This is a genomic window from Streptomyces sp. T028 (assembly GCF_048159505.1).
GTDB lineage: Bacteria > Actinomycetota > Actinomycetes > Streptomycetales > Streptomycetaceae > Streptomyces.
Genome location: NZ_JBLRVZ010000026.1, coordinates 343247 through 360919 on the forward strand (window position 1 = coordinate 343247; position 17673 = coordinate 360919).

20 protein-coding genes are annotated in these 17673 nt (G+C 73.0%); 3 read left to right on the forward strand and 17 right to left on the reverse strand.

The annotated features are described in order from the left end of the window. Positions 1 to 18 precede the first annotated feature (18 nt). From ACLZN2_RS25480 to ACLZN2_RS25490, 3 genes are all read left to right on the forward strand, one after another. Positions 19 to 1359 carry a PP2C family protein-serine/threonine phosphatase gene (locus ACLZN2_RS25480; RefSeq protein WP_416981333.1) on the forward strand — a complete coding sequence of 447 codons (1341 nt, stop codon included), beginning with the start codon at positions 19 to 21 and terminating at the stop codon, positions 1357 to 1359. Between the two features lie 355 nt (positions 1360 to 1714). Continuing rightward, on the forward strand, positions 1715 to 2416 hold the full coding sequence (locus tag ACLZN2_RS25485) for a CBS domain-containing protein (protein ID WP_416981334.1): 702 nt from the start codon (positions 1715 to 1717) through the stop codon (positions 2414 to 2416). Positions 2417 to 2548: 132 nt separating this feature from the next. After that, on the forward strand, positions 2549 to 3262 hold the full coding sequence (locus tag ACLZN2_RS25490) for a CBS domain-containing protein (RefSeq protein WP_416981335.1): 714 nt from the start codon (positions 2549 to 2551) through the stop codon (positions 3260 to 3262). Here the strand turns inward: ACLZN2_RS25490 and ACLZN2_RS25495 are convergent. The 17 genes from ACLZN2_RS25495 to ACLZN2_RS25575 all read right to left on the reverse strand — a co-directional run bounded on the left by ACLZN2_RS25495 (position 3180) and on the right by ACLZN2_RS25575 (position 17548). Further along, positions 3180 to 3800: a hypothetical protein gene (locus tag ACLZN2_RS25495; RefSeq protein ID WP_416981336.1), complete on the reverse strand. Its 621-nt coding sequence runs from the start codon at positions 3798 to 3800 to the stop codon at positions 3180 to 3182. The genes ACLZN2_RS25490 and ACLZN2_RS25495 overlap by 83 nt on opposite strands. After that, positions 3800 to 4144, reverse strand: a complete 345-nt coding sequence (locus ACLZN2_RS25500) for an HAD family hydrolase (RefSeq protein WP_416981337.1) — start codon at positions 4142 to 4144, stop codon at positions 3800 to 3802. The genes ACLZN2_RS25495 and ACLZN2_RS25500 overlap by 1 nt, the downstream gene beginning before the upstream one ends. 11 nt (positions 4145 to 4155) lie before the next feature. After that, positions 4156 to 5574: an NAD(P)(+) transhydrogenase (Re/Si-specific) subunit beta gene (locus ACLZN2_RS25505; protein WP_416981384.1), complete on the reverse strand. Its 1419-nt coding sequence runs from the start codon at positions 5572 to 5574 to the stop codon at positions 4156 to 4158. A 5-nt stretch (positions 5575 to 5579) separates the two neighbouring features. Beyond that, positions 5580 to 5891: an NAD(P) transhydrogenase subunit alpha gene (locus ACLZN2_RS25510; protein WP_416981338.1), complete on the reverse strand. Its 312-nt coding sequence runs from the start codon at positions 5889 to 5891 to the stop codon at positions 5580 to 5582. Further along, positions 5888 to 7003: an NAD(P) transhydrogenase subunit alpha gene (locus ACLZN2_RS25515; protein ID WP_416981339.1), complete on the reverse strand. Its 1116-nt coding sequence runs from the start codon at positions 7001 to 7003 to the stop codon at positions 5888 to 5890. Before ACLZN2_RS25515 ends, ACLZN2_RS25510 begins: the two co-directional genes overlap by 4 nt. A 49-nt stretch (positions 7004 to 7052) precedes the next feature. After that, positions 7053 to 8066, reverse strand: a complete 1014-nt coding sequence (locus ACLZN2_RS25520; RefSeq protein ID WP_416981340.1) for a zinc-dependent alcohol dehydrogenase — start codon at positions 8064 to 8066, stop codon at positions 7053 to 7055. Positions 8067 to 8077: 11 nt separating this feature from the next. Further along, positions 8078 to 8449: a DUF779 domain-containing protein gene (locus ACLZN2_RS25525; protein WP_416981341.1), complete on the reverse strand. Its 372-nt coding sequence runs from the start codon at positions 8447 to 8449 to the stop codon at positions 8078 to 8080. 15 nt (positions 8450 to 8464) lie between these two features. Then, positions 8465 to 9988: an aldehyde dehydrogenase family protein gene (locus tag ACLZN2_RS25530; RefSeq protein ID WP_416981385.1), complete on the reverse strand. Its 1524-nt coding sequence runs from the start codon at positions 9986 to 9988 to the stop codon at positions 8465 to 8467. Positions 9989 to 10040: 52 nt separating this feature from the next. Beyond that, a complete protein-coding gene (locus ACLZN2_RS25535) occupies positions 10041 to 11300 on the reverse strand; it encodes a GAF domain-containing protein (RefSeq protein WP_416981342.1) in 1260 nt (419 codons plus the stop codon). A 33-nt stretch (positions 11301 to 11333) separates the two neighbouring features. Beyond that, positions 11334 to 11477, reverse strand: coding sequence for a hypothetical protein (locus ACLZN2_RS25540; protein ID WP_416981343.1), 144 nt, complete (start codon positions 11475 to 11477; stop codon positions 11334 to 11336). Beyond that, positions 11474 to 12301 (reverse strand): universal stress protein, encoded by an 828-nt coding sequence (locus ACLZN2_RS25545; RefSeq protein WP_416981344.1) that lies wholly within the window; start codon positions 12299 to 12301, stop codon positions 11474 to 11476. Before ACLZN2_RS25545 ends, ACLZN2_RS25540 begins: the two co-directional genes overlap by 4 nt. A gap of 637 nt (positions 12302 to 12938) precedes the next feature. Then, a complete protein-coding gene (locus tag ACLZN2_RS25550) occupies positions 12939 to 13949 on the reverse strand; it encodes an Acg family FMN-binding oxidoreductase (protein WP_416981345.1) in 1011 nt (336 codons plus the stop codon). A gap of 69 nt (positions 13950 to 14018) precedes the next feature. Further along, on the reverse strand, positions 14019 to 14948 hold the full coding sequence (locus ACLZN2_RS25555) for a universal stress protein (RefSeq protein WP_416981346.1): 930 nt from the start codon (positions 14946 to 14948) through the stop codon (positions 14019 to 14021). 77 nt (positions 14949 to 15025) lie between these two features. Beyond that, positions 15026 to 15928 (reverse strand): universal stress protein, encoded by a 903-nt coding sequence (locus tag ACLZN2_RS25560; protein WP_416981347.1) that lies wholly within the window; start codon positions 15926 to 15928, stop codon positions 15026 to 15028. 123 nt (positions 15929 to 16051) lie between these two features. Next, on the reverse strand, positions 16052 to 16282 hold the full coding sequence (locus tag ACLZN2_RS25565; protein ID WP_416981348.1) for a hypothetical protein: 231 nt from the start codon (positions 16280 to 16282) through the stop codon (positions 16052 to 16054). Between the two features lie 28 nt (positions 16283 to 16310). Continuing rightward, a complete protein-coding gene (locus ACLZN2_RS25570) occupies positions 16311 to 17168 on the reverse strand; it encodes a universal stress protein (protein WP_416981349.1) in 858 nt (285 codons plus the stop codon). A 179-nt stretch (positions 17169 to 17347) separates the two neighbouring features. Further along, positions 17348 to 17548 (reverse strand): hypothetical protein, encoded by a 201-nt coding sequence (locus tag ACLZN2_RS25575; RefSeq protein WP_416981350.1) that lies wholly within the window; start codon positions 17546 to 17548, stop codon positions 17348 to 17350. Positions 17549 to 17673: the final 125 nt, after the last annotated feature.

The window sequence follows — 17673 nt, forward strand, 5'->3', positions numbered from 1 at the left end:
GATGAGCGGGGTGATCCCGTGACGGACGAGCAGGACCGGCGAAGGCCGGTGGGCGCGGCGAGCCCTCCGGACCTGCGACCGGGCCCGGACGACCGGCTGGGCCGGGGCACTGAGCAGCCGTACGAACCGATCGGCACGAGGGACCGGCTGGCGGCACTGCTGGACGCCGTGCTGGCCATCGGCGGCGATCTGGACCTGCCCGCGGTCCTGCACCGCATCGTCGTCACCGCCATGAACCTGGTGGGCGCCCGCTACGGCGCCCTGGGAATTCTCCATGAGTCGGGAGAGCACCTGGACCAACTGGTTCCCTCGGGGCTGTCGGAGAAGGAACGCGCGGCCATGGCCGGCGTGGGCATGCCCCGCGGCCGGGGCCTGCTCGGATATCTGATCCGGCATCCGGAGCCGCTACGGGTCGACGACATAGCCTCCCACCCGGCCTCGGTCGGCTTCCCGGCCGGCCACCCGCCCATGCGAACCCTGCTCGGCGTGGCGATCAGCGTGCGCGGTGAGGTCTACGGCGATCTTTATCTGGCAGAGCGGCTCGACGGGCGGCCTTTCGACCGGGACGACGAGGAGATCGTGCGCGCCCTCGCCGGGGCGGCCGCCATCGCCATCGACAACGCCCGCCTCTTCGGACACCTGCGCGACACGGCCGAACAGTTCCAGCGCCTGCTCCTGCCGACCCTCCCGGATCTCGGCCCGTTCACCGCCGCCGCCGTCTATCGGACGGCCGCCGAACCCGCGGCGGTCGGTGGCGACTGGTACGACGCCTTCCTCCTCCCGGACCACGCCTGCGCAGCGGTGATCGGCGACGTCGTCGGACACGACCTGCGCGCGGCCGCCGCCATGGCCCAGGTGCGGAACATGCTCCGGGTCCTGTTCTACGACCGCAGGACGCCGCCCAGCACCGTCCTGGCCCAGCTCGACGAGACCCTGCTCGCCCTCACCGACCTGCCCGTCACCACGGTGTGCCTGGCCCGCATCGAGCCCACCGCCAAGGGTTGGGCGCTGCGGTGGAGCAGCGCGGGCCACCTCCCGCCCCTGATCGTCACACCCGACGGCCGCGCCGAGTACCTGCTCGCCGAATCCGGAGTCCCGTTGTGTGTCGACACCGGCGTCGACCGGCCCGACCACACCCACCCCCTGGCCGGCGGCGATGTTGTGCTGCTGTTCACCGACGGCCTCGTCGAGCACCCCCAGCGGCCGCTCGACGACCGTCTCGCCGCGCTCGCGCAGCTGGCCGCGGCCCACTGCCGCCAGCCGTTGGACCAGTTCGTCCGCTCCCTCGCCGACCGGCACCCCAGCGACGGCCACGACGACATGGCCCTCCTCGCACTGCGCACTCCCCCGAACGCCTGAACCGGTACGCCAGGTGCCCCACGCTCCGTCGGCACGGCATACGCGCATCGGTTCCCCGGCCACGCACGGCGATTCGGTCAGACCCGCCGGGGGACAACGGCGACCGGGCACACCGCCCGCGCCGCCACCGCGAGGCTGACCGACCCCAGGAGCAGCCCACCTCGCCCCGGCCACGCCCTCCCACGACCAGGGCGGACACGGCGTCGTCGGGCAGTACCTCCTCCGACCCGTGCCGTGCCGCCTCGTCGGCGGCCCAGGCCGACGCCGGCCGGGTTGGGGCCGACCGGCCCATGCGGCTCCCGCGTGCCGGGCGGAGAGTGGAAGGAGGAACCGCACACGGGAGGAGGCGGAAGCCATGTGGCACCGGACGGTGAGCGACCTCATGACCACATCGGTCGTCGGCGTGCGCCGGGACACCGGCTTCAAGGAGATCGCCAAGCTGCTCGCCGAGCACGACATCACCGCCGTGCCCGTCGTGGACGACGACGAACGCGTCGTGGGCGTGGTCTCCGAGGCGGATCTGCTGCGCAAGGAGGCGGGCCGGTTGGATCCGGTCGGCCTGCTGCCGGTTCTGCGCCCCGAGCCCTCCGACCGTGCGAAGGCCGAGGCCACGACCGCCGAAGGACTGATGAACAGCCCGGCCGTGACGGCCAGGCCCCAGTGGACGGCGGTGGAAGCGGCCCAGGTCATGGAGCGCCATCACGTCAAACGGCTGCCGGTGGTCGACGAGGCCGACCGGCTGGTCGGCCTGGTCAGCAGGGCCGATCTGCTGCGTGTATTCCTGCGGGGTGACAGCGCCATCCGGGAGGAGATCTCCGGGGAGGTACTCGTACGCACCGTCGGTATCACTCCGGGCGCGATCACCGTGCGCGTCGTCGACGGACGCGTGACGCTGAAGGGCACCGTCGAGCGCAAGTCGCTGATCCCGGTCGTCGTACGCCTGTGCCAGGGCGTGGACGGGGTGGTCGACGTCTCCGCGGACCTGCGCCACCGGGTGGACGACACCTCCACGGCGCCGGAGCCCGAGGCGTCACGCCGCGCCGGACTGGCCACGTGAGCCGGGCTGGAGTCGATCGCCATGAACTCGGTGACAGCAGCCATGCCCGACCGTCCGGTCCGGGTCACCGCGCGGCTCGACGCACCCCTCACCGAACCGTGACCTGACGAACCCGAGACGAGGTGGTCGGACATGACCGGCACTCCGCACATCGTGAGCGATGTGATGACCCAGACGGTCGTGGCCGTCGGCCGCGACGCGCCCTTCAAGGAGATCGTGCGGACCATGGAGCAGTGGAAGGTCAGCGCCATGCCGGTGCTGGAGGGAGAGGGACGCGTCATCGGTGTCGTCTCCGAGGCCGACCTGCTGCCCAAGGAGGAGTTCCGCGACGAGGAGCAGAGCCTCTCCCAGCAGCGACAGCGCCTGGTCGATGTCGCCAAGGCCGGTGCGACCAGGGCGGAGGAGCTCATGAGCACCCCCGCCGTCACCGTCCACCCGGACGCCACTCTCGCGCAGGCCGCCAGGATCATGGCCGTCCGCCGTGTCAAGCGGCTGCCCGTGGTCGACGCCATCGGCATGCTCCAGGGCATCGTCAGCCGCGCCGATCTGCTGAAGGTGTTCCTGCGGCCGGACGACGAGATAGAGGAGGAGGTCCGCCGCACAGTGGTGTCGTACCTGTTCCCGCGCTTCAGTCACGCCATCCACGTGACCGTGCACGAGGGTGTCGTCACCCTGCGCGGACACATCCGCGACACCTCGCTCATCCCGGTCGCCGTACGCCTCGTACGCGCCGTGGAAGGCGTCGTGGACGTCGAACCGCAGCTCACCGGCGAGTCGACGGATCCCGGCGGACCGCGTCACGGGCCCGGTCGACCCCCGTCGGGCGACGACGCCAGCGAGAAGTAGATCTCCAGGTCGTCGAGCTGCCGAGCGTGACGGCCAGGGCCGGGGAGAGCTGGTGTTCTTCCGCGTTCTCGTGCGGCAGCAGCCGCTCGGTCAGCAGGCGGTGCACCTCCTCAACGGCTGCGATAGCGTGCGGGCCCGGGCTGTCGGAGACATGGTCGGCCGCGTCCCGTACCGCGTCGAGGACGTCCTGGAGGTCGTCGTGTTCGGCCGCGAAGCGCTGTACGAGCGCCTCGGCGGTGGGGGTCAGGGCCGGTCGCGCGGTCCGGTCGACGCGCAGCGCCCGCAGCGCGTCGAGGATGACCGCGACGTCGATGCCTTCCTGAAGCAGCGCGCCGGCGGCCGGTGGCAGCAGCCCGAACGCGGCCACGGTCATGGCGGCCGGCGACATCGGCATGCCGCCCAGCGCGCTCTGCACGGCGATGCGCCGGGCGCGCACGGCGATGGCGACGGCGTCGGCCAGCCGGTCCACGTGCTCGGTGGTCAGCACGATGTCGGCCGCCGCGAGCGCGGGGGCATCGTTGCCCCCGTCGCCGACCATCACGGTGACCGCGCGCGCTCGGCGCGCACGTCGTCCGGGCCGAGGACCGCGGCGACTTCCAGGGCGGGTTCGGCGCGGTCGCCGGTCGGCATCAGCAGCCGTTCGATGCCCGCCGCCCGTAGGTGGCGCAGGATCCGGGGGGCGTCCGGCCGGACGGGGTCGCGCAGGAGGACGGCGCCGGCCGGCTGTCCGTCGACGGTCAGCCAGGCGACGGCCGCGCCGTCGAGGAGCGCGCGGTTGTCGACGACCCCGGCCCAGAGCGGGCGCGCGTCGGACGTGACGGCTGACCGACACCGCCCGCTGACCGCGGACGGTGGGCCCCGCCGCGCGACGGGGCCCACCACTGCCGGAGGTATCAGCCGACGAACTCGCCGACCGCTGTCTTGAGTTCGCTCAGACCCTTCTTCGCGTCGGTGAAGAACATCCCGGTCTTCGGGTCGGTGTAGAGCTCGTTGTCGATGCCCGCGTAGCCGTGGCCCATCGACCGTTTGATGACGACGACGCTCTTCGCCCTGTCGACGTCCAGGATCGGCATCCCGGAGATCGCGTTGCCGGGGCGGCGGGCGATCGGGTTGGTGACGTCGTTGGCGCCGATGACGAGCGCGACGTCGGCCTGCGGGAACTCCGGGTTGGCCTCGTCCATCTCCTTCAGCTGGGTGTACGGCACGTTGGCCTCGGCGAGCAGCACGTTCATGTGTCCCGGCATGCGCCCGGCGACCGGGTGCACGGCGTAGCTGACGTCGATGCCGTGGTCGGTGAGCAGCTTGGCCAGGGCGCCCAGTTCGTGCTGGGCCTGGGCGGCGGCGAGACCGTATCCGGGCACGAAGACGACCTTGCTCGCGTACGCCAGCTGGATCGCCACGTCGTCCGCGGAGACCGACCGCACCTGGGCCGGGGCCCCGCCTGTGCCCGCCGCCGCCGGTGCGCTGTCACCGGTGCCGAAGCCACCGACGACGATGTTCGCGACGGAGCGGTTCATGGCGTCGGCCATCAGCTTGGTGAGGATGCCGCCCGAGGCGCTGACCAGCATTCCCGCGATGATGAGGGCGGTCTCGTCGAGGACGAAGCCGGCCATCGCGACCGCGGACCCGGTGAAGGCGTTCAGCAGGGCGATGACGACCGGCATGTCGGCGCCGCCGATGGGCAGCACCATGGTCACGCCGAACAGCAGCGCCACGGCGGTCAGCCCGTACAGCGCCGTACGGGAGTCCGGTGCCAGCACCAGCCAGACCGTGCCGGCGACGAAGGACGCCGGCAGCAGCACGTTCAGCAGCCGGGCCCCGGGGAAGACGACGGGCGCGCCCGACACCGTTCCCTGCAGCTTGCCGGCCGCGATCAGCGATCCGGTGAAGGTGACCGCGCCGATGACGATGTCGAGCGCGCCCGGCAGGGAGACCCGCGCGCCGAGGGCGGCCGGGTCGTCCGCCTGGAGCAGGTCGTTCACGGCGATGAGCGCGGCCGCGCCTCCGCCGACGGCGTTGAAGAGGCTGACCAGTTGGGGCATGGCGGTCATGCGCACCTCGCGCGCGGCCCACAGGCCGAGCGCGGCGCCGACGACTCCGCCCGAGCCGAGAACGAGCCAGCCTGTCCGGCTGATGGCGCCCTCGTCGGCCACCAGCCACACGGTGGCGGCGATCGCGACGGCCATCGCGCCTGCGGAGAGGGTGTTGCCGCGGCGGGCGGTGCGCGGGTGGTTCATCAGGTGCAGTCCGAGCACGAAGCAGGCGGCCGCGGCGAGGAAGACGTAGTGGACGGCGTTGGAGACGGTGTCCATGGCGCTCACACCTCCGCCTTGTCGCGGGCCTGGGGCCTGGCCTTGAACATTTCCAGCATCCGGTCGGTGACGACGTAGCCGCCGACGACGTTCATCGCGCCGAACACCATGGCCACGAAGGCCAGGACGTAGCCGAGCCAGGTGTGCGACTCGGCCGCGATCAGCATGGCGCCGACGACGACGATGCCGTGCACCGAGTTGGAGCCGGACATCAGCGGGGTGTGCAGGGTCGCGGGGACCTTGCTGATGACCTCGATGCCGACCAGCACGCTCAGCACGAACACGGTGATCGCGGTGAGGAGGTCGAGGTCGTTCATGATGTTTCACCTCCCATGAGGGCGCCCGTGATCTCGTCGGCGGGGTCGAGGACGAGTTCGCCGTCCCGCACCAGGTGGCGCAGCAGGGCGACGAGGTTGCGGGCGTAGGCCGTGGACGCGGCGGTGGCCATCGCGGACGGCAGGCGTCCGGCGCCGATGACGGTGACCCCGTTGTCGAGGACGGCGGTCTTGTCGGGTTCGGAGCTCTCGACGTTGCCGCCGAGTTCGCTCGCGGCGAGGTCGACGACGACCGAGCCGGAGCGCATCCGCTCCAGGACGGCGGAGGTCACCAGGAGCGGTGGTCTGCGTCCGGGGACCTGGGCGGTCGTGACGACGACGTCGGAGCGGGCGATGTGCGCGTCGAGGGCGGCGCGCTGGGCCTGCTGCTCCGCCTCGGTCAACTCCCTTGCGTAACCGCCCCGTTCGGCGCCTGGTTCCTCGTCCTGAGGGCTCTGGAGGTCGAGGAACCGGGCGCCGAGGGACTCCACCTCCCCTCGTGAGGCCGGCCGTACGTCGTAGGCCGTGACGACGGCGCCGAGGCGGCGGGCCGTGGCGATGGCCTGCAGTCCCGCCACTCCGGCGCCGAGGACCAGGACCTGCGCCGGGCGCATGGTGCCCGCCGCGGTGGTCAGCATCGGGAAGAAGCGGTCGTAGGAGTCGGCGGCGAGCAGGGCCGCCTTGTAGCCGGCGATGTTGGCCTGGGAGGTCAGCGCGTCCATGGACTGGGCGCGGCTGAGGGTGCGCGGCAGCAGGTCGAGGCTCACCGTGCGCACCGCGCGCTCGCGCAGGTCGGCGAGCAGGGCGGGGTGGCGCAGTGGTTCGAGGAGGCCGATCAGGACCTGTCCGGAGCGCAGTGCCCCGGCGGTGTCGGGGTCGGGCGGTGCCACGCACAGGACGGCGTCGGCCCGGGCGTACAGCTCGTCCGGGGGTACGACGGTGGCGCCCGCCGCGGTGTAGTCGGCGTCGGTGAACCAGGCGCCGGAGCCGGCGCCGGTCTCGACCAGGACGTCGAGCCCGGCCCGGTGCAGGAGGGTGACGGCCTCGGGGACGAGGGCGACCCGGCGTTCGCCGGGTGCCCGCTCCCGTACGGCGCCTACGGTGACGGTGGCCATGGTGTGCTGCCTCTCCCCGTGGCCCGGCCGGTGCCGGGCCACGGAACGCTCAGAACTCGAAGACGAGCCGTGCCTCGGCCCGTCCGCCGAGCACTTCGTCGAAGGAGTCGTTGACCTGGTCCAGGCGCCGGGACTCCGCGATCACCCGGGTGCGTCCGACCGCGTGCAGCTGGAACACCTCGGTGAGGTCCTGGCGGGTGCCGACGATGGAGCCGATGACGGAGATGCCGCCGAGCACGGTCTCGAAGATCGGCACGCTGATGGCGGCGTTGTCGGCGGGCAGGGCGACCATGACCAGCCGTCCCCCGCGGTTGAGCGACCGGTACGCCTGCTCGAAGGCGCGCGGCGCGGCGGCCAGCACGATCGCCACGTCGGCCCCGCCGGCCTTCCGGAGCTCCTCGACCGGGTCGTGAGTGCGGGCGTTGACGAGTTCGTCGGCTCCGAGCCGGTGGGCGAGGCCGAGCTTGTCGGGTTCGAGGTCGACCGCGGTGACCAGGCCGCCGACGAGGTGCGCGTACTGCACCGCGAGGTGGCCGAGTCCGCCGACGCCGAACACGGCGACCCGTTCGGCCGGGACCACACGGGCGACCTTCACGGCCTTGTACGTGGTGACGCCGGCGCAGGTCAGCGGTGCCGCGTCGAAGGACGACACGCCGTCGGGGACCCGGACGACCGCGCGCGCGTTCGCGACGGTGTACTCGGCGTAGCAACCGTCCACGGAGTAGCCGGAGTTGACCTGCGACTCGCACAGGGTCTCCCAGCCGGTGACGCAGTAGCGGCAGGTGCCGCAGGACGAGCCGAGCCAGGGAACGGCGACCCGCTTGCCGAGGAGGTCCTCACAGACGCCGGCGCCGACGGCCTCGACGGGGCCGATGCCCTCGTGGCCGGGGATGAACGGGGGCCGCGGCTTCACCGGCCAGTCGCCGTGGGCCGCGTGGATGTCGGTGTGGCAGAGCCCGGAGGCCTCCATGCGGACGAGTACCTGTCCGGGGCCTGGCTCGGGGGTCGGCAGGTCCTGGATCTCCAGGGCCTTGCCGAATTCGGTGACCACTGCTGCCTTCATGAGTCTGCTCCTCAACAACTGCTGTGGCGCCGGGGCGCCTTGATCCGGGTGACGAAGTGGAGTCCGTCTCCGGCGGGGAGGGAGAAGCCGCCCGGGGTGCCCGGTTCGACGTCCAGGACGAGGAGCGGGCGGCCGAGCGCCTCGTAGTGGTCGGCGTTCATGTGGAAAGTGCAGCCGTGCACCACGCCGACGAGCATGTCGCCCTCCCCCAGGGCGAACTCGCCGCCGGGGAAGCACATCGGATCACTGCCGTCGCAGCAGCCGCCGGACTGGACGAACATCACCGGCCGCCCCTGGGCGGCGCGCAGGGCGTCGATCGCCCTGCGGGCCGCCGGGGTGACGGTGACGCGTCCCGCGGTGCCGTTCTCCACCTTCGGGCACATGTCGCCGTACTCCTTCTAGAACAGCCCGAGCGGCTTGGTGCCATAGCTGACCAGGAGGTTCTTGGTCTGGCTGTAGTGCTCGAGCATCATCTGGTGCGTCTCGCGGCCGATGCCGGAGACCTTGTAGCCGCCGAACGCGGCACCGGCGGGGTACTGGTGGTAGCAGTTCGTCCAGACCCGGCCGGCCTTGATGGCGCGGCCCATGCGGTAGGCGCGGGCGCCGTCACGGCTCCACACTCCGGCACCGAGGCCGTACAGCGTGTCGTTGGCGATCTCCAGGGCCTCGGCCTCGTCCTTGAAGGTGGTGACCGCGAGGACGGGTCCGAAGATCTCCTCCTGGAAGACCCGCATCCTGTTGTGGCCCTTGAGGACGGTCGGCTCGTAGAAGTAGCCGTCCGCGAACGCGCCGTCCAGGGTGGGCCGGTGGCCGCCGACGAGGAGTTCGGCGCCTTCCTTCAGGCCGATCTCGACGTACGAGGCGATCTTCTCGACCTGCTGCTTCGACACCTGGGGGCCGATCATGGTCTCGGTGTCGAGGGGGTCGCCCTGCTTGATGGCGCGGATCCGCTCCAGGCAGCGGCCCATGAACTCCTCGTAGATGTTCTCCTGGACGAGGGCGCGGGAGGGGCAGGTGCAGACCTCGCCCTTGTTGAACGCGTACAGCACGAGTCCTTCGACGGCCTTGTTGAGGAAGTCGTCGTCGGCCGCGGCCACGTCGTCGAAGAAGATGTTCGGCGACTTGCCGCCCAGCTCCAGCGTGACCGGGATGATGTTCTGGGACGCGTACTGCATGATCAGGCGGCCCGTGGTGGTCTCGCCGGTGAAGGCGACCTTGGCGATGCGCTTGTTGGTGGCGAGTGCCTTGCCGATCTCGGCGCCGGGGCCGTTGACGACGTTGAGGACGCCCGGCGGCAGGATGTCGCCGACGACCTCCATCAGCTTCAGGATCGACCACGGCGTCGGCGAGGCCGGCTTGATGACCGTGGCGTTGCCGGCGGCAAGCGCCGGGGCGAGCTTCCACGCGGCCATCAGCAGCGGGAAGTTGAACGGGATGATCTGTCCGACCACGCCCAGCGGCTCGTGGAAGTGGTAGGCGATCGTCTCCTTGTCGATCTCGGTGATCCGGCTCTCCTCGGCGCGGATCGCGGCCGCGAAGTACCGGAAGTGGTCGGCGGCGAGCGGGATGTCGGCGGCCAGGGTCTCACGGACCGGCTTGCCGTTCTCCCAGCTCTCGGCGACGGCGAGTTCCTCGCGGTGGGCGTCGATGGCGTCGGCCATCCGGTTCAGCACCGCGGCGCGCTGGGTCGTGGAGGCCTCGCCCCACTGGTCCTTGGCGGCGTGTGCGGCGTCCAGGGCGAGTTCGATGTCCTCGGCCCCGGACTTCGGGATCTCGCAGATGGGCTTGGCGGTGGCGGGGCACAGGTTGGGGGTGTACTGGCCCGTGGTGGGGGCCTCCCACTTGCCGCCGATGAAGTTCTCGTAGCGGGGCGCGACGTCGACGGGGCTGCCCGGCGCGCCCGGAGGCTCGTACTTCATGATCGTCCCCTCTCGGAGGACTCCGATCACGGCGATCGGGGTGATGCTCAGCACGCTAGGAGAGGGAACGCTGCAACACCGCTGCATGCCGCCGGACCTGCGGGAGCACGGCCGTCTCCAGGTGCAGCGCGCGGGCCCGCGCGGCGGCCGCGGCGTGTTGCGGCGAGCCGGCGGGCAGCGCCCGTGCCAGAGCCGTCCAGGCTCCGGGGTCCTCGGCGCCCCAGGCCGCCTCCGCCCAGCGGCGCAGCAGCACGGCGTCACCGCTGCCGAGGACGGCTCCGCGCAACTGCTGTTCCAGACAGCGGCGTTGGGCCACGACTGCCGGAGCCTCGGAGCGCGGCAGCAGGGGGCCGCGGTAGCGGGCGAGCGCCTCGCCCACCCGGCCTTCGGCGAGCAGCCGGGACACGTCCTCGAAGTCCGTCCGTACGGGGCGCAGCAGGGCGTAGGGGCGGGAGCCGAGCAGGTCGGGTCCCAGGACGGCGCGCAGCCGCGTCAGTTCGGCGCGCAGCGTGGAGGCGGGTATCTCGTGTTCCGAGAGGTCCACGGCGAGCCGGTCCCCGGTCACGCCCCGGCCGGCCAGGGCGAGCGCCAGGACGATCTCGCTGTGGCGCGGACTGAGGTGGCGTACCCGGCCGGCGTACTCCAGCCGGGCGCTGTCCCGGCCCAACGCCCGCAGGCGGACCTCGTCCTGGGACGTCCGCCCGACCGGGCACACGTGCCCGTCCGCGCCGAGGAGAGGTACGGACGGCAGCCGGGCGAGCTGCGCCTCGGCCGTCAGCGCGGCGGCGCGTACCGCGGCCAGGGCCGGCGGCGTGGCGATGCTGGCGCCGCCGGACAGGTCGACCACCCCCAGCACGCGCCCGGTGGCGGGGTCCCGTACCGGGGCGGCGACGCAGGACCAGGCGTGCACGGCGGCGCTGTAGTGCTCGCCGGTCACGATCTGCACGGGACGGCCCAACTCCAGGGCGGTGCCGGGGGCGTTGGTGCCGGCCTGCCGCTCGGACCAGACGGCGCCCTCGACGAAGTGCATGCGTTCGGCCCGTCCCAGGGCCCCGGTGTCCCCTTCGACCCACAGCAGGGTGCCGTCGGCGTCGCCGACCGCGAACACGTGCCCGTCGTCGGCGGCCCCGGAGCCCAACAGGTCGCGGAACAGGGGCACTACGGCGGCAAGCGGATGGACGCGGCGATAGGCGTCCAGTTCCCCGGGCGCCCAGCGCAGCGGTGGCGGACGACTGCCGTCGGGACGTACGTCGCATGCCTCGCAACGTCGCCAGGAGTCGGCGACGAGACCCCGTACCCCTCGCTCGGCGTCCATGGCACCTCCCGCGTTCTTCCCGGAGCCGGAGACTCACTCCGAGGCCGCCACCGCCGGATCGACGTCGAGAGCGGCGGCCTGCTGTGCCGGGGCGAGGCGGTACGCGTCCGCCACGTCCGCGGACCGTCCGGCGGCGGCACGATCCGTCGCCTCTCGGGTCGTCGGCTGCCCGGTCACGGGTTCGTCTCCTCCGCCGGTATCACCGCGACGGAGCAGCCGGCGTGCCGCAGAGCCGCTCGGCTGACACGGGTCGGCAGGGCGGCCGGGAGCAACCGGCCCCGGCCGTGCGTGCCGATCACGACGAGCTGGGCGTACGTGCTCGCCGCGATGACCGCGCGGCGCGCTCCACCCCGGATCCGGGGGCGGCGCACACTGACGTCCGGATACTTCCCCCGCAGCTCGGACACCGTGTCACCGGCCCCTTCCCGGGGCTGCCCGTTCCGCGTCCCGCCAGCGGTCAGCACCACCAGGTCCGTTCCACGGGCCGCGGCTTCGGCGAACGCGAACTCGGCTGCTCGTCGGCCCGCGCGCCCGTCGTCGCAGGCGAGCACGACGGGACCGTCCGGAGCCGGCCCGCCGCGGACCATCAGCACGGGAGGGCCTCCGCCCGCGGCCAGCCGGGCGGCGACCGAACCGCGTCGCGCTCCGCCGGACCGGCCCGCCGGCCGACTGCCGACGACGGTGAGCGACGCTCCACGGGACTCGGTCTCCAGCACCGACGTGGGTTCACCCATGAGGACCGTGTGCGTGACACGCAGGCCGGGCGCGGCGCCATGGGCCCGGCGCTCGGCCTCCACCAGTGCCCTGTTCGCCGAGCCGCTCGTCCCGGCTACGGCCGGATCCCAGGGTGGTACGCCCGGCGGCACATGGGCGGCCGGCCACTCGAAGGCGTGGGCCAGCCGGAGTTCCACTCCCAGTCGGCCGGCCTCGTGTGCGGCTGCCTCCACCGCGGCCATACTCGTCGCCGAACCGTCCACACCCACGATCACAGGGCCGCTCATCACGGCTCCTCCTCTCCCCCCGCACGGCATCAGGACCGGGCAGTGCCGCTCTCCGGCGCAATGCCGGACAGCCGCGTCCTGCCTCCCGCCCCCACGTTCTCCTCACGCACAGCGCTCCGGCAGGGGCCGGTCGGGTCCTCCGGGCGCCCCGTCCGGCCCTGCCCGCCGATGGCTCCGGCCCCGAGGGGCGAGGCGGGGGCCGGAACCTCACGCGGTCGCGGACCCTCCGCTCGTCTGGTTCTGCCTCACTCCTGCCGGGGCTCCTGCGGGGTCCCCGCTGATCTTGGGCATCGGTGCGCTCGTCCTCGACGTCGCGTGGGGTGATCCCGACCGGCACTCGGGATCGCGCTGGGCATGCTCGGCGGTTGCACGTGGCCGTCGGCCCTCGTCCCCGGCCGGCCGCGCGTCACGGGAGATGCGACTTCGCCGACCTGGGCCGTGGACGCGTGGACGACCCCGCTGTCCCGGGGCGGCGATCCGGGCTCGATCCTGGGCGACCTCGCCGTGCCGACCGCTTTTGTCGCGACGCTCCCGGCACCTGGCTCGCAGGTGCTGCGGCGCAGGCCGACAGGGAGCCGCGTGGCATGACGGTGGTGCACACGGCGGATGCGCTGCTCCTGGTGTCCCGGGCGGCGGCTCACGCCGGGCAGGCGCCGGCCACCTTGAGCACCTCGGCGACCGGGCGCCGGGGCAGCGGCGGCACGTAGGGCGGATGTCCGAGGCGGAAGATCATCTGAGGGTGGGCCCCGCCGCTGAGTGTCCGCCGGATCTCCACCCTCAGGGCAGGGACTTCCAGCGGCTGGGTGTGGAAGGCCGCCATGACCCCGTGGTCCGCCGCTTCGAGCAGGATCCGCTGAAGGGCTTCACCGGCCCGGAGCCAGGCCGCCGGGTCGTCGCGGTCCGTACTGAGGATCGCGACCGGTCCGGTGCGCGAGGGTCGTCGTTGCGGAGGCCTGGGGAAGATCTGGGTGAGGCCGGTGTAGTCCCGTCCGGCGAAGTCCGTGATGTCCGGGTGCGTCCCGTCGGCCTCGACGGGGATCCCGTCGAACCGTGGCCGGCCGGGCCACCAGGTCCACCGCCGCTGCTCGGCGGTGCACTCCGGCCGGGACCTGCTCGTCTCCTCGGCGATCCGGACCAGCTCGGCCAGGTGCCGTGTGCCCGCCCGGTCGGTGACGAGGTCGAGCGTGGCGCCGGCCCGGTGGGCGTGGTCGCGCAGGTCGTCGGTCAGCGACTCCGGGAGGGGCTCCGCGAGGAACGGTCCGCGCGCCGTGTGCCGGAGCCGCAGCGCACCGAACAGGCGCTCGTCCTGTGGGGAGGGGCGCCGGTGGGTGCCCCACGCGACACGGGCCAGGAACGCCGGGTCCGACGGGCGCGGGAAGTGCTCGACGACCGGGTTGAAGCCCAGGTGGCGCATGGCGAGCCGGATGTTGAACAGGGCGGCTCCGCAGCTGATGACCATTTCCCGGCCGGCCGGGTCGGAGAGCAACAGCCTGCGGGCTGCGTCCGCGTGCACCTCCAGGCCTCTGTCCTCGTCCTCGGCGACGAAGATCCAGGGCTGCGTGTTGTACGGGGACGGAGCGGTGACGGCGGCCCGGACGAGGTAGGCGGATGCGTGGCAGGGCTCCGCGCGGACGTCGGAGATCATCATGAACACCCTTTCTGCGGCTCGCTTCGACGGACCGGTCCCCGGAGAACTTCTTCGGTGCCTGAGCCACCGTCAGTCGTGCGGGACCACCACGACCGGCCGGAGCACGTGGTGAAGCAGCGCGTGGGCCACCGGACCGGTGTGCGAGCCGACCGCGGCGGCCCGTCGGCGACGGCCCACCACCAGCAGTCCGGACCCGACCGCGGCGCGTACGAGGACGTGGGCGGCGCGGCCTTCGCGGAGGTTCTCGCGGACGACCACGCCGGGATGCTTCACCCGCCACGGTTCGAGCAGCCGCGTGAGCCCGCGCTCCGCCTCCTCCCGGATCCGCGTGCGCTCCTCGGCACCCGCGGCGGCGCCGGTGAGCGGCATGTGCCAGGCGTGCACGGCGCACAGCGGTGCCCTGCGCAGTTCCGCCTCGCGGAACGCGAGGTCGAGGACCTCGTCGCAGGGCCCGCCGATGTCGACGGCGACCGTGACGTCACGGTACGGAGTGCCGGCCGACGGCCTTCCCGAGTCGGCGAGATGTTCGTCCGCCGCCGTCTCACCCGCCCGGACCAGGACGACGGGCCGGTCGGCGTGGGCGACGGTGGCCAGCGCCACCGATCCCGCCATGAGCCCCGAGACACCGCTGAAGCCCTTGCTTCCGATGACCAGCAGCTCCGCGCTCTCCGCCTCGGCGACGAGTGCGGGACCGGGCTTCCTGCGTACCTGCTCGGCGGCGATGTACAGCCGCGGATACCGCTCGTGCAGCAGTCCGAAGGCGTCGCGCAGCACCCGTCGCGCGTGGTGCTGCGGAGCCCGGATCTCCGGCAGGCCGGCGTCGGTGTCCTCGTCGGGCATGCCTTCCCAGGCGTGTACCAGCCGGAGCGGCAGCCCTCGGCGAAGGGCTTCCCGGGCCGCCCAGTCGGCCGCGGCGAGGCTTTCCCGCGAACCGTCCAGACCGGCCACCACCGGGCGCGTCATGACCGTCACCGCCTTCACCTCCTCCACCTCCTTCATCTCCTCCACCTCCTTCGTCCGTCCCCATCGTCGCCGGGCCTTCGGCGATGCGCCCGCCCGCCCGGTCCGGCGTTCCGCTACACGTGGGGTACGACGGCCACGGGACAGCCGACGTGATGGATCGCGGCGTGGGTGACGGGCCCGGTGCGGGGGCCCACGGGGCGTTCGGCGAGGCGGTGTCCGACGACGAGGAGACCCGCTCCGGTCGCGGCCCGCACCAGCGCGGTCGTGGGCTTGTCCTCCACCACGGTGGCCAGGACCTCCACGTCGGGGTACTTGTCACGCCACGTCTGCAGCACGGCCTGGAGGAACCCGAGCCACTCCTCGCCCTGCCAGGTTTCCTGTACCAGTCCGATGTCGCCGGCCCCGAGTCCGACGGGACCGGCCGTGTGCCAGGCGTGCACGGCCCGCAGCCGCGCCCCGCGCAGGCGGGCCGACTCGAAGGCGAACTCGATGACCTCGTCACAGGCGTCGTGGACGTCGACGGCGAGCACCACGTCCCGGTACCCGGTGTCCGTCGACGCGCCCCCGTCACCGGCCGGCAGGTGTTCGTCCGCCGCCTCCTCGCCCGCCCGGACGAGGACGACGGGGTGCGTGGCCTTCGCGACCACCCCGAGCGCGACGGACCCCACGAGGAACCCGGTGAACCCGCTCAACCCGCGCGACCCGAGGACCATCACGTCCGCCTCGTCGGCCGCCTTCAGCAGCGCGGCGACGGCCGGGCCCTCCACCTGCTCGTCCGTGAGACGGAGCCGGGGGAACTCGGCACGGACGCGATCCTCCGCCTGCCGCAGCGCGCGGCGGGCCAGATGCCGCTGGGCGGCGTTCGCGATCTCCTGTTCCCCCTGGCGGGGGTGCCAGTCCCACGCGTGCACCAGCTGCAGCGGTCGGTCCCGCCGCGCGGCCTCGCGGGCCGCCCATGCGGCGGCGGCAAGACTCTCGGCGGATCCGTCGACTCCGACGACGACCGGCGAAACCATGTCGGCACCTCCAGCGCTCGGTCTGTCATTTCCGGTACCAGCGTCGCGCCGTGGCCCGCACGGTGGGAGAGGCTGCCCGGTCCCCCGCCCGGGGCCGTCCGGCCCTCTCCGGGGCGGCGACTGTCAGTCCGGGAGGGGGAGTTCGCGGGTCTCCCCCGGCCGCACACGGACCGCGCGGCCCGGCGGCCGGGTGGCGATCGGCGAGCGGTCGGAGGGCGGCACCGTCATCTCCGGCCGACCGCGCCTCACGTACAGGCGGACGCCCCGGTTGCCCGTTGCCCGGCGTGCACAGCGACTCCGCAGGCGCTCGTCCGCCGGGTCGTGGCCGTCGTACTCCCAGGTCCGGCTCGTCACCGGCGTACCCTCGCGTCCAGCACGGCTCTCACGCCAGTTGGGGGACGACCGCCACCGGGCAGTCCGCGTGGTGGAGCAGGGTGTGGCTCACCCGGCCCAGCTGGAGCCCGAGGTGGCCGTGCCTGCGCCGGGCCCCGACGACCACGAGGTCGGCGGCGGCCGAACGGCGTACGAGGACGGTGTGGGCAGGCCCTTCGACCGTGACCCGTCGTACCCGGACACCCGGGTGGTCGGCCACGGCGTCCCGCAGCACGCCGTCCAGGAGGGCCGAGGCACGTTCCTCGTACCGGCGCACCGGTTCGTGGGCGCTGCCGTGTCCGGGCAGGCGCCAGGCGCGTACGACGTCGAGGACGCAGCCCCGTGCCTCGGCCTCGGCGAAGGCGAAGCGCACGGCGTCGGCTCCGGTGACGGGTTCTCCCGCGCCCAGCAGGATCCGCCCGTGCGAGCCGGCCAGGCCCGCCTTGTCGCCCCGGACCACGATCACCGGGCACTGCGCGCGGGCCGCCACGGCGAGGCCGACCGAGCCGAGGAGCAGGCCCTTCAGTCCGCCGCGGCCGCGCGACGCCGTCACCAGGGCGAAGGCGTGGTTCCCCTCGCGCAGGAGAGCGTCCACGGCCTCCTCGGGAACGATGTCGCAGGTGACCTTCACGTCGGCGCTGCGCTGAGCGGCGCGCTCGGCCGCGGCGGCGACGAGGTTGTCCGCGAGGACGCGTTCGGCCGGACGGCCGAGGCTGCTCGACGGTACGGCCCGCTCGTAGCGTTCCCAGAGGGAGGCGTAGACCAGGCGCAGCGGAAGGCCGTGCCGGGCGGCCTCGTCCACCGCCCAGTCGACCGCCTGGAGGCTCTCGTCGGAGCCGTCGATGCCCAGAACCAGGGGCAATGTCATCGTCCCCACCGCCTTCCGTGCAGGACTGGGGCCACTTACACGGTCGCACCGGTCGGCGGGCCGTACGAGGGGCTGATCGGCCCTGAGTGGGGTGCGTGCGGCTCAGCCGCCCACCGCCGCAGGAGCGGGCCGGGGAGCAGTTCCCCGGCCCGCTGAAGCCTCTGCCGCATGCCGACGCGTCAGGAGCGGACCGACACGCGGTGGTCGCTGCGCTGCGGCCGGTACGGCGTCCGCGGCAGCGTCGGCCTGTGAGCCCGACGGCGCAGCACCCGGACGGCCAGATCGTCGAACACGGCCGTGAGGACGCACGTCAGGCCCGCCGCCAGCACGAACAGCACCGCGAACCGTTCCCAGAACTCCGGTGTGAGACTGGTACCCACTGTCCTCGCCCTCCCTGGTCGGGTCCTTCTCCTCTCTCTCAGCCAACTCCCGCGCGCCCTCTCTGCGCATGAGCCGAGGGGACCGGGCAGTGGTCCGGAACGGCTCCTGGACATGGGGCCGAACG

Bases quoted from the DNA above. Each gene is read 5' to 3' on its own strand.
- ACLZN2_RS25535 (WP_416981342.1), bottom strand. From the start codon at position 11,300: ATGGACGCCGAGCGAGGGGTACGGGGTCTCGTCGCCGACTCCTGGCGA.
- ACLZN2_RS25515 (WP_416981339.1), bottom strand. From the start codon at position 7,003: ATGGCCACCGTCACCGTAGGCGCCGTACGGGAGCGGGCACCCGGCGAA.
- ACLZN2_RS25570 (WP_416981349.1), bottom strand. From the start codon at position 17,168: ATGACATTGCCCCTGGTTCTGGGCATCGACGGCTCCGACGAGAGCCTC.
- ACLZN2_RS25505 (WP_416981384.1), bottom strand. From the start codon at position 5,574: ATGGACACCGTCTCCAACGCCGTCCACTACGTCTTCCTCGCCGCGGCC.
- ACLZN2_RS25485 (WP_416981334.1), top strand. From the start codon at position 1,715: ATGTGGCACCGGACGGTGAGCGACCTCATGACCACATCGGTCGTCGGC.
- ACLZN2_RS25490 (WP_416981335.1), top strand. From the start codon at position 2,549: ATGACCGGCACTCCGCACATCGTGAGCGATGTGATGACCCAGACGGTC.
- ACLZN2_RS25510 (WP_416981338.1), bottom strand. From the start codon at position 5,891: ATGAACGACCTCGACCTCCTCACCGCGATCACCGTGTTCGTGCTGAGC.
- ACLZN2_RS25545 (WP_416981344.1), bottom strand. From the start codon at position 12,301: ATGAGCGGCCCTGTGATCGTGGGTGTGGACGGTTCGGCGACGAGTATG.
- ACLZN2_RS25520 (WP_416981340.1), bottom strand. From the start codon at position 8,066: ATGAAGGCAGCAGTGGTCACCGAATTCGGCAAGGCCCTGGAGATCCAG.
- ACLZN2_RS25495 (WP_416981336.1), bottom strand. From the start codon at position 3,800: ATGGTCGGCGACGGGGGCAACGATGCCCCCGCGCTCGCGGCGGCCGAC.
- ACLZN2_RS25560 (WP_416981347.1), bottom strand. From the start codon at position 15,928: ATGGTTTCGCCGGTCGTCGTCGGAGTCGACGGATCCGCCGAGAGTCTT.
- ACLZN2_RS25525 (WP_416981341.1), bottom strand. From the start codon at position 8,449: ATGTGCCCGAAGGTGGAGAACGGCACCGCGGGACGCGTCACCGTCACC.
- ACLZN2_RS25555 (WP_416981346.1), bottom strand. From the start codon at position 14,948: ATGAAGGAGGTGGAGGAGGTGAAGGCGGTGACGGTCATGACGCGCCCG.
- ACLZN2_RS25550 (WP_416981345.1), bottom strand. From the start codon at position 13,949: ATGATGATCTCCGACGTCCGCGCGGAGCCCTGCCACGCATCCGCCTAC.